The sequence below is a fragment of the Streptococcus sp. DTU_2020_1001019_1_SI_AUS_MUR_006 genome (assembly GCF_032340315.1).
Classification (GTDB): Bacteria; Bacillota; Bacilli; order Lactobacillales; family Streptococcaceae; genus Streptococcus.
Genome location: NZ_CP135436.1, coordinates 1,706,058 through 1,723,024 on the forward strand (window position 1 = coordinate 1,706,058; position 16,967 = coordinate 1,723,024).

2 protein-coding genes are annotated in these 16,967 nt (G+C 40.8%); both read right to left on the reverse strand.

Annotation, left to right across the window (positions count from 1 at the left end; translation table 11 throughout):
• Positions 1 to 101: 101 nt before the first annotated feature.
• Positions 102 to 10,610 carry a Rib/alpha-like domain-containing protein gene (locus RRU92_RS08235; RefSeq protein ID WP_315639322.1) on the reverse strand — a complete coding sequence of 3,503 codons (10,509 nt, stop codon included), beginning with the start codon at positions 10,608 to 10,610 and terminating at the stop codon, positions 102 to 104.
• Between the two features lie 518 nt (positions 10,611 to 11,128).
• A complete protein-coding gene (locus RRU92_RS08240) occupies positions 11,129 to 16,627 on the reverse strand; it encodes a G5 domain-containing protein (RefSeq protein ID WP_315639324.1) in 5,499 nt (1,832 codons plus the stop codon).
• Positions 16,628 to 16,967 lie beyond the last annotated feature (340 nt).

A 16,967-nucleotide genomic window follows, 5' to 3' on the forward strand; every position in this document is an offset into this window, starting at 1 on the left:
TTTATCTAAACATTCTTTTTATTTTACGACTAACATGATTCCCAGAACCAATCTAGTTTGTCTTTATAACACAAAAGAATGAATAGTGATTGACTAAATTTTTAGTCTTCTTTTTTCTTTCCCAAAGCAAGTCCGAGACCACCTAGAATACCAAGAAGGCCTAGAGATGCAAGAGTCGCATTTGATTCAGTACCAGTATTTGGCAATACTTTTTGAGAATCATTTGACTTAGCTCCATTATCAATAGTAGCTGTAGTATCTTCGTGATTTACATTCGGATTAACTGCAACTGGTGTTACCTTAGCTGGAGTTTCTACTGGAACTTCTACAGCTGGTTTACCTGGTTCTGTAATCTTACCTGTACCTGGGACATCTTTCTTAGGAAGTTTGTCATTTGGTACTTTACCTTTACCATCTTGACCGATTTCAACAATGATTGGACCATCTTCACCTGGGATTTCTACCTTAGTTCCTGGTGGGAATGTTGAGCCATCTGGTTTCTTCGGTGTTACTGTAACGTCACCTGTCTTAGGATCTTGTTCAACATCTACTGTTGGTGTCTTTTGACCTGGTGTTGTTACATCCACTGGTTGTGATGGTTTCTTGTTCGGTTCAGTTACTGTTCCTGTACCTGGGACATCTTTCTTAGGAAGCTTGTCATTTGGTACTTCACCTGAGCCATTGTCGCCGATTGTGACTGTGATTGGTGTGTTGTTTTCACCTGGAATCACAACCTTGCTGCCTGATGGGTATGTTGAACCATCTGGTTTCTTAGGCGTTACTACTGCATCACCATTTGGTTTGCGTGTGATTTCAATCTCACTTGGTTTTTCAGTTGTTGGGGTATTTGGTGTTACCTTACCTGGTGTTGTTACTGGAACTTCAACAGCTGGTTTACCTGGTTCTGTAATCTTACCTGTACCTGGGACATCTTTCTTAGGAAGTTTGTCATTTGGTACTTTACCTTTACCATCTTGACCGATTTCAACAATGATTGGACCATCTTCACCTGGGATTTCTACCTTAGTTCCTGGTGGGAATGTTGAGCCATCTGGTTTCTTAGGTGTTACTGTAACGTCACCTGTCTTAGGATCTTGTTCAACATCTACTGTTGGTGTCTTTTGACCTGGTGTTGTTACATCCACTGGTTGTGATGGTTTCTTGTTCGGTTCGGTTACTGTTCCTGTACCTGGGACATCTTTCTTAGGAAGCTTGTCATTTGGTACTTCACCTGAGCCATTGTCGCCGATTGTGACTTCGATTGGTGTGTTGTTTTCACCTGGAATCACTACCTTGCTGCCTGATGGGTAAGTTGAGCCATCTGGTTTCTTAGGCGTTACTACTGCATCACCATTTGGTTTGCGTGTGATTTCAATCTCACTTGGTGTTTCAGTTGTTGGGGTATTTGGTGTTACCTTACCTGGTGTTGTTACTGGAACTTCAACAGCTGGTTTACCTGGTTCTGTAATCTTACCTGTACCTGGGATATCTTTCTTAGGAAGTTTGTCATTTGGTACTTTACCTTTACCATCTTGACCGATTTCAACAGTGATTGGACCATCTTCACCTGGGATTTCTACCTTAGTTCCTGGTGGGAATGTTGAGCCATCTGGTTTCTTAGGTGTTACTGTAACGTCACCTGTCTTAGGATCTTTATCCAACTCTACTGTTGGTGTCTTACGAGCTGGTGTTGTTACATCCACTGGTTGTGATGGTTTCTTGTTCGGTTCGGTTACTGTTCCTGTACCTGGGACATCTTTCTTAGGAAGCTTGTCATTTGGTACTTCACCTGAACCGTTGTCGCCGATTGTGACTTCGATTGGTGTGTTGTTTTCACCTGGAATCACTACCTTGCTGCCTGATGGGTAAGTTGAGCCATCTGGTTTCTTAGGCGTTACTACTGCATCACCATTTGGTTTGCGTGTGATTTCAATCTCACTTGGTGTTTCAGTTGTTGGGGTATTTGGTGTTACCTTACCTGGTGTTGTTACTGGAACTTCAACAGCTGGTTTACCTGGTTCTGTAATCTTACCTGTACCTGGGACATCTTTCTTAGGAAGTTTGTCATTTGGTACTTTACCTTTACCGTCTTCACCGATTGTGACTGGGATTGGCTTACCATCTTTACCTGGGATTTCTACCTTAGTTCCTGGTTTGTATGTTGAGCCATCTGGTTTCTTCGGTGTTACCGTAACGTCACCTGTCTTAGGATCTTGTTCCAACTCTACTGTTGGTGTCTTTTGAGCTGGTGTTTCTGGTGTTACCTTAGCTGGTGTTGTTACTGGAACTTCTACAGCTGGTTGACCTGGTTCTGTAATCTTACCTGTACCTGGAACTTTATCGTCTGGTAATTCGCTGTTTGGTACTTTACCTTTACCGTCTTCACCGATTGTGACTGGGATTGGCTTACCATCTTTACCTGGGATTTCTACCTTAGTTCCTGGTTTGTATGTTGAGCCATCCGGTTTCTTCGGTGTTACTGTAATGTCACCTGTCTTAGGATCTTGTTCAACATCTAGTGTTGGTGTCTTTTGAGCTGGTGTTTCTGGTGTTACCTTAGCTGGTGTTGTTACTGGAACTTCTACAGCTGGTTGACCTGGTTCTGTAATCTTACCTGTACCTGGAACTTTATTATCTGGTAGGTCACTGTTTGGTACTTTACCTTTACCATCTTCACCGATTGTGACTGGGATTGGCTTACCATCTTTACCTGGGATTTCTACCTTAGTTCCTGGTTTGTATGTTGAGCCATCCGGTTTCTTCGGTGTTACTGTAATGTCACCTGTCTTAGGATCTTGTTCCAACTCTACTGTTGGTGTCTTTTGAGCTGGTGTTTCTGGTGTTACCTTAGCTGGTGTTGTTACTGGAACTTCTACAGCTGGTTGACCTGGTTCTGTAATCTTACCTGTACCTGGAACTTTATTATCTGGTAGGTCACTGTTTGGTACTTTACCTTTACCGTCTTCACCGATTGTGACTGGGATTGGCTTACCATCTTTACCTGGGATTTCTACCTTAGTTCCTGGTTTGTATGTTGAGCCGTCTGGTTTCTTCGGTGTTACCGTAACGTCACCTGTCTTAGGATCTTGTTCAACATCTAGTGTTGGTGTCTTTTGAGCTGGTGTTTCTGGTGTTACCTTAGCTGGTGTTGTTACTGGAACTTCTACAGCTGGTTGACCTGGTTCTGTAATCTTACCTGTACCTGGAACTTTATTATCTGGTAGGTCACTGTTTGGTACTTTACCTTTACCGTCTTCACCGATTGTGACTGGGATTGGCTTACCATCTTTACCTGGGATTTCTACCTTAGTTCCTGGTTTGTATGTTGAGCCGTCTGGTTTCTTCGGTGTTACCGTAACGTCACCTGTCTTAGGATCTTGTTCAACATCTAGTGTTGGTGTCTTTTGAGCTGGTGTTTCTGGTGTTACCTTAGCTGGTGTTGTTACTGGAACTTCTACAGCTGGTTGACCTGGTTCTGTAATCTTACCTGTACCTGGAACTTTATTATCTGGTAGGTCACTGTTTGGTACTTTACCTTTACCGTCTTCACCGATTGTGACTGGGATTGGCTTACCATCTTTACCTGGGATTTCTACCTTAGTTCCTGGTTTGTATGTTGAGCCATCTGGTTTCTTCGGTGTTACCGTAACGTCACCTGTCTTAGGATCTTGTTCCAACTCTACTGTTGGTGTCTTTTGAGCTGGTGTTTCTGGTGTTACCTTAGCTGGTGTTGTTACTGGAACTTCTACAGCTGGTTGACCTGGTTCTGTAATCTTACCTGTACCTGGAACTTTATCGTCTGGTAATTCGCTGTTTGGTACTTTACCTTTACCGTCTTCACCGATTGTGACTGGGATTGGCTTACCATCTTTACCTGGGATTTCTACCTTAGTTCCTGGTTTGTATGTTGAGCCATCCGGTTTCTTCGGTGTTACTGTAATGTCACCTGTCTTAGGATCTTGTTCAACATCTAGTGTTGGTGTCTTTTGAGCTGGTGTTTCTGGTGTTACCTTAGCTGGTGTTGTTACTGGAACTTCTACAGCTGGTTGACCTGGTTCTGTAATCTTACCTGTACCTGGAACTTTATTATCTGGTAGGTCACTGTTTGGTACTTTACCTTTACCATCTTCACCGATTGTGACTGGGATTGGCTTACCATCTTTACCTGGGATTTCTACCTTAGTTCCTGGTTTGTATGTTGAGCCATCCGGTTTCTTCGGTGTTACTGTAATGTCACCTGTCTTAGGATCTTGTTCCAACTCTACTGTTGGTGTCTTTTGAGCTGGTGTTTCTGGTGTTACCTTAGCTGGTGTTGTTACTGGAACTTCTACAGCTGGTTGACCTGGTTCTGTAATCTTACCTGTACCTGGAACTTTATTATCTGGTAGGTCACTGTTTGGTACTTTACCTTTACCATCTTCACCGATTGTGACTGGGATTGGCTTACCATCTTTACCTGGGATTTCTACCTTAGTTCCTGGTTTGTATGGAGTTCCATCCGGTTTCTTCGGTGTTACTGTAATGTCACCTGTCTTAGGATCTTGTTCCAACTCTACTGTTGGTGTCTTTTGAGCTGGTGTTGTTACTGGAACTTCTACAGCTGGTTGACCTGGTTCTGTAATCTTACCTGTACCTGGAACTTTATTATCTGGTAGGTCACTGTTTGGTACTTTACCTTTACCATCTTCACCGATTGTGACTGGGATTGGCTTACCATCTTTACCTGGGATTTCTACCTTAGTTCCTGGTTTGTATGTTGAGCCGTCTGGTTTCTTCGGTGTTACCGTAACGTCACCTGTCTTAGGATCTTGTTCAACATCTAGTGTTGGTGTCTTTTGAGCTGGTGTTTCTGGTGTTACCTTAGCTGGTGTTGTTACTGGAACTTCTACAGCTGGTTGACCTGGTTCTGTAATCTTACCTGTACCTGGAACTTTATTATCTGGTAGGTCACTGTTTGGTACTTTACCTTTACCGTCTTCACCGATTGTGACTGGGATTGGCTTACCATCTTTACCTGGGATTTCTACCTTAGTTCCTGGTTTGTATGTTGAGCCGTCTGGTTTCTTCGGTGTTACCGTAACGTCACCTGTCTTAGGATCTTGTTCCAACTCTACTGTTGGTGTCTTTTGAGCTGGTGTTTCTGGTGTTACCTTAGCTGGTGTTGTTACTGGAACTTCTACAGCTGGTTGACCTGGTTCTGTAATCTTACCTGTACCTGGAACTTTATTATCTGGTAGGTCACTGTTTGGTACTTTACCTTTACCGTCTTCACCGATTGTGACTGGGATTGGCTTACCATCTTTACCTGGGATTTCTACCTTAGTTCCTGGTTTGTATGTTGAGCCATCTGGTTTCTTCGGTGTTACCGTAACGTCACCTGTCTTAGGATCTTGTTCCAACTCTACTGTTGGTGTCTTTTGAGCTGGTGTTTCTGGTGTTACCTTAGCTGGTGTTGTTACTGGAACTTCTACAGCTGGTTGACCTGGTTCTGTAATCTTACCTGTACCTGGAACTTTATTATCTGGTAGGTCACTGTTTGGTACTTTACCTTTACCATCTTCACCGATTGTGACTGGGATTGGCTTACCATCTTTACCTGGGATTTCTACCTTAGTTCCTGGTTTGTATGGAGTTCCATCCGGTTTCTTCGGTGTTACTGTAATGTCACCTGTCTTAGGATCTTGTTCCAACTCTACTGTTGGTGTCTTTTGAGCTGGTGTTGTTACTGGAACTTCTACAGCTGGTTGACCTGGTTCTGTAATCTTACCTGTACCTGGAACTTTATTATCTGGTAGGTCACTGTTTGGTACTTTACCTTTACCATCTTCACCGATTGTGACTGGGATTGGCTTACCATCTTTACCTGGGATTTCTACCTTAGTTCCTGGTTTGTATGTTGAGCCGTCTGGTTTCTTCGGTGTTACCGTAACGTCACCTGTCTTAGGATCTTGTTCAACATCTAGTGTTGGTGTCTTTTGAGCTGGTGTTTCTGGTGTTACCTTAGCTGGTGTTGTTACTGGAACTTCTACAGCTGGTTGACCTGGTTCTGTAATCTTACCTGTACCTGGAACTTTATTATCTGGTAGGTCACTGTTTGGTACTTTACCTTTACCGTCTTCACCGATTGTGACTGGGATTGGCTTACCATCTTTACCTGGGATTTCTACCTTAGTTCCTGGTTTGTATGTTGAGCCGTCTGGTTTCTTCGGTGTTACCGTAACGTCACCTGTCTTAGGATCTTGTTCAACATCTAGTGTTGGTGTCTTTTGAGCTGGTGTTTCTGGTGTTACCTTAGCTGGTGTTGTTACTGGAACTTCTACAGCTGGTTGACCTGGTTCTGTAATCTTACCTGTACCTGGAACTTTATTATCTGGTAGGTCACTGTTTGGTACTTTACCTTTACCGTCTTCACCGATTGTGACTGGGATTGGCTTACCATCTTTACCTGGGATTTCTACCTTAGTTCCTGGTTTGTATGTTGAGCCATCTGGTTTCTTCGGTGTTACCGTAACGTCACCTGTCTTAGGATCTTGTTCCAACTCTACTGTTGGTGTGTTCTTATCCGCATCTGTACGTGGATCTACTACCTTAACAGTTACTGGAACTTCATCCTTAGAGCCATCTGGGTAAGTGACAACTGCTGTTGTTTTCTTATCGCCTGGTGTTGTAGTGTCTACTGGAGTCTTGTATTCAACTGTAGTTCCTTTTGGAAGATCTCCTACATTACCGATTGATTTCTTAGGATCTGGAGTTTCACCTACATTAACAGTTTGCTCTTGAGGTGTTGGATTGTTCTTCTCTGCATCTGTACGTGGATCTACAACCCTAACAGTTACTGGAACTTCATCTGTTGAGCCATCTGGATAAGTAACTACTACTGTACGTGTGACTTGACCATTGTTAACAGTTGGAGTTTCTCCAGCTTTCCATGCATATGTCGTTGTTGTACCTGGTGTTGTTCCTGTAGCCGGCAAGTCAGACTTGTTGGCAATATAAGTCTCTGGTGATCCCAAATCTGGAACAGTTCCATTTGAAGTCAGATTCACTGTAGGATTTGTAGCTGTTGGTGTATATTTCTCAGCTTGCTTACGGAACTCAATCTGAATATTGGCGTTATTAGCAGTGTTATTGTTTGTGTTGTTATTTGTCAGACCTTCTTGGTCATATCCACTAATATAACGATTCCAGATATTTCGACTAGCTGGAGTATTGATAACCTGATCTTTACCAACATGACCTGAAATATTAACTTTATATGGGTTAGTATCTGTCGCATTGCCAGCTTGACCTAAATTACTTGTCTTATCCGTGAAGTTAATACTTGTACCATTAGCAGGAAGTTCAAGACGACCACCATTTGTAACTTCGAAATTACCTGATGGTGCTACTGCTTGAGCATTGTCGTGAACCTTAATCTTATCCAAGCGACCACTGTTATCAGTTAAGTTCACATCAACGCTAAACTCTTCTTCACGATAAACGATAATCTTATGTGGGTTAGTACTATCAATTTCCGCATTCTTAATAGGAGTTAAGCTAGTAATTGTTGGCGCTACTGTGTCACGAACTGTGAAGGTTACAGGTACTTCATCTGTTGAACCATCTGGATAAGTAACTACCGCTGTACGTGTGACTTGACCATTGTTAACAGTTGGAGTTTCTCCATCTTTCCATGTATAAGTCGTTCTTGCACCTGGCGTTGTACCTTCAGTTGGCAAGTCAGACTTGTTGGCAATATAAGTCTCTGGTGAGTCATAACCACTGATTGTACCATCTGTCGCTACATCGATTTTAGAGCCTGTTACTGCTGTTGGTGTATATTTATCAGCTTGCTTACGGAACTCAATCTGAATATTGGCGTTATTAGCAGTGTTATTGTTTGTGTTGTTATTTGTCAGACCTCCTTGGTCATATCCACTAATATAACGATTCCAGATATTTTTGCTAGCATCAGCTTTGACTTCCTGATTTTTACCAACATGACCTGAAATATTAACTTTATATGGGTTAGTATCTGTCGCATTGCCAGCTTGACCTAAATTACTTGTCTTATCCGTGAAGTTAATACTTGTACCATTAGCAGGAAGTTCAAGACGACCACCATTTGTAACTTCGAAATTACCTGATGGTGCTACTGCTTGAGCATTGTCGTGAACCTTAATCTTATCCAAGCGACCACTGTTATCAGTTAAGTTCACATCAACGCTAAACTCTTCTTCACGATAAACGATAATCTTACGTGGGTTTTTACTATCAATTTCTGCATTACGATTATCAGTTAATTTAGTAATTGTTGGTGCTACCTGGTCAGCTGGTATTATCTTAGCTGGAGTTGTTACATCAGGAACTTCAACAGTTGGTTGACCTGGTTCTGTAATCTTACCTATACCTGGGACATTACCTTCAGGTAAATCACTATTAGGTACTTTACCTTTACCGTCTTTACCGATTGTGACTGGGATTGGCTTGTCACCTTTACCTGGGATTTCTACCTTAGTTTCTGGTGGGTATGTTGAGCCATCTGGTTTCTTCGGTGTTACTGTAACGTCACCTGTCTTAGGATCTTGATTCAACTCTAATGTTGGTGTAATAGATTGTGTAACCTTGACAGTTGATGTAAACTCCGCACTTTGTCCAACGTTATTGACAGACTTGACCTTGACCTTATAGTCGCCAGGATCTGAAGCAACACGACCTGTGATAATAAGCTTGTGCTCATAATCACTCACTTTTTGAACTTCAACTTTTTGATCTTTAAGTTCCAGCTTACTATCCACTAACTTGATAGAATCAGCTGGATTATAACCTAGTTTTGGATCACCAAGTGAAAATCCTGCTAGATTATCTTTAGTTGTAAATTCAAGTCGAATTTCCTTACCTTTTTCGATAGTTTGATCAGCCCCCGTCACCTTAGGAGATGGCAAACCATACCATTGCATATCATTTCGGTGGGTGCTGAACTCATAGGAGCGCATCCCTGCTGCATACATGAGTGGAGTCCCCTCAGCAGCCTTGGTTTTGAAACGAAAGATATAGTTTGATGCACTATCCTTAGTTCTACCACGATAATCAATATCAAAATGATAGACTCTTTGCGTATGCTGGATCAACCAATCCTTCAAATAATCTGATACCAGAACATCCTTCTCCGTTGTCGTACGGGCACCACCTGTACGATTAAAATAGAGTGTATCAGGTTTTGAAATGATTTCTTCAAATGTTTTAATCTCTCCATCAGCACCTTTCCAGAAAGCATCGGTAGTGGCGGCTTTGCCCCAAGCCTGCTCGATAGCTCCACCAGGGGTACCAATGTTAACATCCTTAGACGTAGAGCTAACCTGATCTTTAAAAATGTCGTATAAGTTTCGTGGTAATCTTCCTTGAGTTTCAATACGTCGTTTTCCACCAGAACCACCCCAGTAACTACCAAATGATGCCGAACCGTCGTCTACCAAGGTATGACCAGTTGGAATGGTAAACCAAGCATGGGCATTTTGGTGGTTTTCAGGATTAGCTTCAAACTCAATGACCCAATCGTATGTATCTCCGTTTTTAGTGACATCAACCTTAACGACATCCTTGACATCCTTAACTCTTTGATTATCCGCAGTATTTTGGTTACGGTCTCTAAAGAGCATGGTACCAGCTGGATAACCTGAGCCATCTCCTTCCTTTGTGAAGTAGAGCCCAACAGCATTGTCATAGGTTGCCCCCGCATCAGCGCGAAGCGTTGTCCCAACTGGGATAGCTGCGCCATTACGGACGTCATTACGCCCCGAAGTCAAACGATTACGTGCAATCATAACAGAGCTTTCGTTACGTTTGATGACACGATTCATATCCTCAACATCACGAAGGCTAACTTCTACACCACCAAATGCAGACTTGGCTACAGCAACTTGGGCGATAGCTTTTTCCAAGATTTCACGTGTCAAGTCATTCTCAGGTGTTTGGGCGATAGCCTGCTCCAAACGATCAATAGATACTTTGAGACTAGCTTTAGCTTTTTCCAGTTGCTCAACATTGGTATTTTCTGAAGTTTCCTCAGACTTAGCTGAAATTTCTGGAGTTGGCTTCACTACTTCTGGCTTGATTTCCGGAGTTGCTTCCTGTGTACTTTCACCATTTTTATCTTCTTTGCCTTGAGATACTTCCACTGCTCGTAGCTGGTCCAAAACATTGGTCAAGCGAGCTACTAAAGCGTCCACTTCTTCTTGACTCACTTTTGAATCAGCGAGAGTCTGTTCAGCCTTGACAAGTTCTTCCTTGGCACGGACTAAAAGATCTGTATTAGCAGCTTCCTTGACGTGGAGCTGGTCTTTGATCTGTGCCACAAGCTGACTTGCAGTAGCTGTATCCACTTTTACAGAACTAGCAGGCTCTTCCTTATCCTGCGATGCTAGCGGACTAGTATCTTGAGTTAAAGCCTCTACATGAGGTTTGTCGACAGGTGTTACGCTATCCGCACTAACGACACGCGCACCCAAAAACATCAGCGCTGCAACAGCAACTGAAGCCGCACCAAAGCTATACTTACGAATAGAGAAGCGTAAGACTTTTTCCTGTTGTCGACGCTTTACTCTACTTAGTGAATTTGATTTTTTTTCCATCGTTCCTCCTTATATTAAAGACAAAATCAAATTGAGAAGCAATATTCCCTCTGGGGAATAATACAATAAAAATTACTATGATGACCATCTCTTAACACATCATAGCTATTTCAGGCAAATTATACCATTTTAAATTGATTTAAACAAGCATAAAGCCATTCAATCTCTCGAATAAAGCGCAAACATATTCGAATGTCTATAATACATTAATATATATTTTGTTTAAATAAAACAGAAAGATTCTCCTTTCTGATGACATTCTCTATATATCAGATTGGCAAGTGTACTAATCGCTCACCGGTTGAGAACTTTTGGGAACATTTCAAAACTGAGCACTAGGATTAAAGACATACAATATTTTGAGAGGGGCTTGGTACGAATATTGACGCCTACTTTTTTCAAGAATACAAAAACGACCTTGTACTTCTTCAAATGAGTAACAAGGTCGTTTTTTGATCTTTTATTATTTCATCGTTCACTTAACAGTGAGTAGTTCAATCTTTAACGAAATGCTTATTTTAGTCTTCTTTTTTCTTTCCAAACGCAAGTCCGAGACCACTTAGCATACCAAGAAGCCCTAAAGATGCAAGAGTCATACTTGACTCTGTTCCAAGTCTTGGCAATACATTTTGAGAACCATTTGACTTAGATTCCTTATCAATAGTAGCTGTAGTAGATCTGTGATTTGCATTCGGACTAACAGCATCTTGAATTGGAGTAGCTAGTGGATCTGTGGATTGACTAGAATCACCATTAGTATCAGGTGTTACTGGAAGAACTTGAATTGTATTTGAACTTACTTTTCTGAAAATATGTGTGATTATAGGTTCTTTATCATCGACTTCAGTTCTTAAAAATTCATATCTCGGAATTACTCCATGACCAGCTGCTCCTGCATCTCCTGTCTTAACTGATGATTTCAAGACATTCCCATCCTCATCATTCCATCTAACCTCAATCATTAGCTCTGGCAATGCAATTGAACCCGATAATGCATCGTTTTCAAAAGTTGTTACCTTAGGAACTTCCACAGATGATTTACCTGGTTCAGTAATCTTACCTGTACCTGTTTTTTCTACGTTTGGTAGATCACTGTTTGGTACTTTACCTTTACCATCTTCATCGATTGTAACGACGATTGGATTACCATCTTTACCTGAGATTTCTACCTTAGTTCCTGGTGGATATGTTGACCCATCTGGCTTCTTCGGTGTCACTGTAACATCACCTGTCTTAGGATCCTGTTCTAACTCTACTTTTGGTTCTTTCGTTTTCCCATAAGTTCGAACGGTTGTTGGAGTTACCTTACCTGTTTTTGGATCAACTTCATAGGTAGTGATATCAATCACATCGCGACCTTCAGAATCTTTAGATTGTTCAACCTTAGTTTTCGCACCAACTTTAACGATTGTCTTACCTGCTGGGCTGACTACTGGGGTGCCAACGTGTTCTGTGATATGACCGTCATTTGAATCTACATCGTAAGTGGTTGTTGTAACTGTTTTACCTTTAGCTCCTTCAACGCGTTCGTTAGGTGTGTCAACTTCTCGTTCACCATCTCTAACATACTCAACTTCAGGTTCAATTGATGCTTCTACTACTTTGTCCTTCGCTGCGACTTTGACAATTGTTTCTGTTGGATTCACTACTACTGGTTTTCCTACTGTTTCTGTAATAGCACCTGTAGTAGGATCAACACTATATGTTGTTGTGATAGTGCTTGAACCTGTTTGACCTGCTTCCTCCACATTTGGTTGATCTTTGTCGCGTGTATCATCTTTCACATATTTCTTAGGTGATGGGAGTTTGGTTGTCTCCACTTTATCCTTCGCTGGAACTTTGACAATAGTATTCGTTGCTTCTTTCGTACGAACTGGTTGACCTTCACTTGCTGTAATTTTTCCAGTATTAGGATCCACAGTGTAAGTTGTTGTGATAGTGTCTTCACCATCTTCACCTTTAACAGTAGTTGGGGCTGTACCTTTTTCTTTCGTATCATCTTTTTCATAGACAACAAGTGATGGTACTACTCTCTTCTCAACTGTTGGTTCTTTTGTTGTTCCATAAGTTCGAACGGTTGTTGGAGTTACCTTACCTGTTTTTGGATCAACTTCATAGGTAGTGATATCAATCACATCGCGACCTTCAGAATCTTTAGATTGTTCAACCTTAGTTTTCGCACCAACTTTAACGATTGTCTTACCTGCTGGGCTGACTACTGGGGTGCCAACGTGTTCTGTGATATGACCGTCATTTGAATCTACATCGTAAGTGGTTGTTGTAACTGTTTTACCTTTAGCTCCTTCAACGCGTTCGTTAGGTGTGTCAACTTCTCGTTCACCATCTCTAACATACTCAACTTCAGGTTCAATTGATGCTTCTACTACTTTGTCCTTCGCTGCGACTTTAACGACTGTATTCGTTGGTTCTTTCGTACGAACTGGTTGACCTTCACTTGCTGTAATCTTTCCAGTATTAGGATCCACAGTGTAAATGGTTGTGATAGTGTCTTCGCCATCTTCACCTTTAACAGTAGTTGGGACTGTACCTTTTTCTTTCGTATCATCTTTTTCATAAACTACTGGAGACGGTACTACTCTCTTCTCAACCGTTGGTGCTTTCGTTTTCCCATAAGTTCGAACGGTTGTTGGAGTTACCTTACCTGTTTTTGGATCAACTTCATAGGTAGTGGTATCAATCACATCATGACCTTCAGAATCTTTAGATTGTTCAACCTTAGTTTTCGCACCAACTTTAACGATTGTCTTACCTGCTGGGGTGACGACTGGGGTATCAACGTGTTCTGTGATATGACCGTCGTTTGAATCTACATCGTAAGTGGTTGTAGTAACTATTTTACCTTTAGCTCCTTCAATACGTTCATTAGATGTGTCAACATCTCGTTCACCATCTCTAACATACTCAACTTCAGGTTCAATCGGGGTTTCTACTACTCTATCCTTCGCTGCGACTTTGACGACTGTATTCGTTGGTTCTTTCGTACGAACTGGTTTACCTTCACTTACTATAATCTTTCCAGTATTAGGATCCACAGTGTAAATGGTTGTGATAGTGTCTTCACCATCTTCACCTTTAACAGTAGTTGGGGCTGTACCTTTTTCTTTCGTATCATCTTTTTCATAGACAACAGGTGATGGTACTACTCTCTTATCTACTGTTGGTTCTTTCGTTTTCCCATAAGTTCGAACGGTTGTTGGAGTTACCTTACCTGTTTTTGGATCAACTTCATAGGTAGTGGTATCAATCACATCACGACCTTCAGAATCTTTAGATTGTTCAACCTTAGTTTTAGCTCCTACTTTAACGATTATCTTACCTGCTGGGGTGACGACTGGGGTACCAACGTGTTCTGTGATATGACCGTCGTGTGAATCTACATCGTAAGTGGTTGTAGTAACTATTTTACCTTTAGCTCCTTCAACGCGGTCATCAGGTGTGCCAACTTCTCGTTCACCAGCTCTGACATACTCAACCTCTGGTTCAATCGAGGTTTCTACTACTTTGTCCTTCGCTGGAACCTTGACAATTGTTTCTGTTGGATTTACTACTACTGGTTTTCCTACTCTTTCTGTAATTGTTCCATCTGATGGATTTACTTCGTAAGTAGTTGTTACTGTGCTTGAACCTGCTTGTCCTGCTTCTTCTACATTGTCTTGGCCTTTATCGCGCGTATCATCTTTTACATATTTCTTAGGTGATGGGATTTCTGTTGTTTCTACTTTATCCTTCGCTCCCACTTTGACAACTCTAGCTATTGGTATAGTTACGACTTCTGGTTTGCCTTTTGATGGAGTTAGGGTTCCATTTACTGGATCTACGCTATATGTTGTGGTGACTTTAGTTTGTCCTGATTTCCCTGAAAATTGAACAGTATCAGTACCTTTTGGACTGTTCTCATCTTTTAAATAAACTGTTTTGGGTTCAACTGAATTATACTCAACTATATCCTTCGCGCCCCCTCTATTGACTACTTCTTGCTTCTCAGTCGAAGTAAGACTGCCAGTTTTTGAGTTTACTGTGTAGCTTGTTGTCTTCTTAACAACGTCGGCTCCTCTTTTAATGTATTCTACTTCATCCTTGGCTGCGACTTTGACAACTGTTTCTATTGCCGGTTGCTTAACTACTGGTTGTCCTACATGTTCAATAAGATCTCCAGTGTTAGGATTTACACTATAAGTTGTTGTTACCGTCTGTTTCCCAGTTTTTCCAGGTACTTCAACATTAGCTTGTCCTTTTTCGCGTGTATCATCTTTCACGTATTTCTTAGGTGATGGGATTTCTGTTGTTTCTACTTTGTCCTTCGCACCATTTTCCTTGAACACTTGATCAAGTGCATTTTTAGTAATCTGTCCTGTATCAGGATCCTTGATACTAACAGTTGTTGACTTAATGATGTCGTCTCCACGTTTGCTATATACAACAGTTTCTCCAACTTTTTCTACAGACCTATCGGTTGTAATTTTTTTATCTTGATAACCTATTCCATCTAAGGAAATTCGTTTCCCAGAAATAAACTCTGGTCGTCTATTAATCATATCGGCTTCAAAATAAGAACGTGAACTATGACCTCTGCTTGTTCGTCCAACATTTATAACAACATCACTATCATTGCTGACACTTTTCCCTATAGTAGAATCATTATCAACAATATAATGAGTCAGTTTACCTGACTTAGCTATTTTTTTACTATCTAAACCTTTTTGCCAAAATTCAGATGACGAGAACAAACCTGTCCTCACTTTTGGAGCATTAAATGTTGTTCCTTTTTTTAAAATATTGTTATAGAAATTTCTATAATCTAATTGTTCCTTAGGAGACATAACTCTGCTATCAGAATATGCCAACTGATAGGCTTCAACCATCGCACGTTGTACTAAATATCCTCCCAAAGAATGTCCTGTTAGATAAAGGTTGGTGATACTCTTATCCTTAGCTAATTCACGCATAATTTCTTCTGCTTCTATCGCCTGTTTAGGATTACTCCCTGTTCCAAGTGTGATATCAGCACCTATATCTTTAGAATCACTAGTCCCACGAAATGCTAGTACTTGGGCAGTTCCATTTGGTAAATATAAGAAATCGCTCTTGGTCTCAAATAAGACAGCATCAAGTCCACTGGATGTATGATAACTTTTCTTTCTTTCCCAATAAGGTCCCAATTCCCTATTCATCATCATGTATTCATAGCGTGGTTTACTTTCCCCATTCTTTTTGTATAACTCTGCTTCTGTTAAGGGTGTCTTATGATCCAGTACTCTGTCAATATACTTATCGTCACGGTAAGCCAATTCCATGAACATAATCATATCACGTTCACTTACATTCCATTTTAATTTTTCATCTGGCTTTTCGTTACTATCAATAATACCATCACCATCAGTATCATCTAAAAGTGGATGACTGTTATAGCCTACATACTTTTTCCCATTTTTTTCATATATATAAACTTCTTCTTTATCCTTCAAGTAATCATCATCTGTATAACCTTCTGGATTTAACTTGGGACCATTAACTAACAAACTATCCAGTTGATCACCTTCTGAACCGATTATTCCTGCTTTTATTTGATTCGCATACTCATCAGTTAATTCATACTTTTTAAGCTCAGAAGGATTTGATGCTGCTCTAACCTCTGGAGCGCTTGATCTGTCTTCACCTGCCACCAAAGTAGTTGCCGTCGAATTGACAGTTTCCTTATCACCAGAAGTATCCAGAATTGTCGTACTCGTAGCTACTGTTGAGAGCTCTTTAGCATCTATCTCAGAAGAAGCATTGTCTCGATGTTCTGAAATATTTTGAACTTCTTCTTTAATCTCCACAGTCGGCAGTGAATTATCATTTTCAGAATTAACTTCTATCCCTGTTTTATTATTTTCCGTAGAAGCCAAAACTCCTTGAGTTGGAGCAAATAAGGAAACCCCTATTAGTACCGACGCCACTCCAAAAGAAAACTTTCGAATCGAAAAACGCTGGCGTTTATTAAAGATATCTTTCATGTTATCCAATCCTTTTTAACAATTTTTCATATAAAACTTAGAAAACATTAACATTTTCTGTTAACAAAATCACAATTTTTTCTTTTCCTAAAATTTAGGAAGTTTACTCTACTTTAATACATCACATTTTAAATCCTTTCAATTTTTAAACAACTATTTGTTATAATAGCTAAACCCAGTCACCCAGTTCATCAGGCATGTTATTTAGGTTACGGACAGAACCGCTAATTTTAGACTTCCAAACAACTCTGTAAAAAAGTACAAGGTTATCTTTTTCTATTTTATCATCTAGTTCCATTTTCCCATCCGTATAAAGATCAATAACCTGCTGTTAAAATTT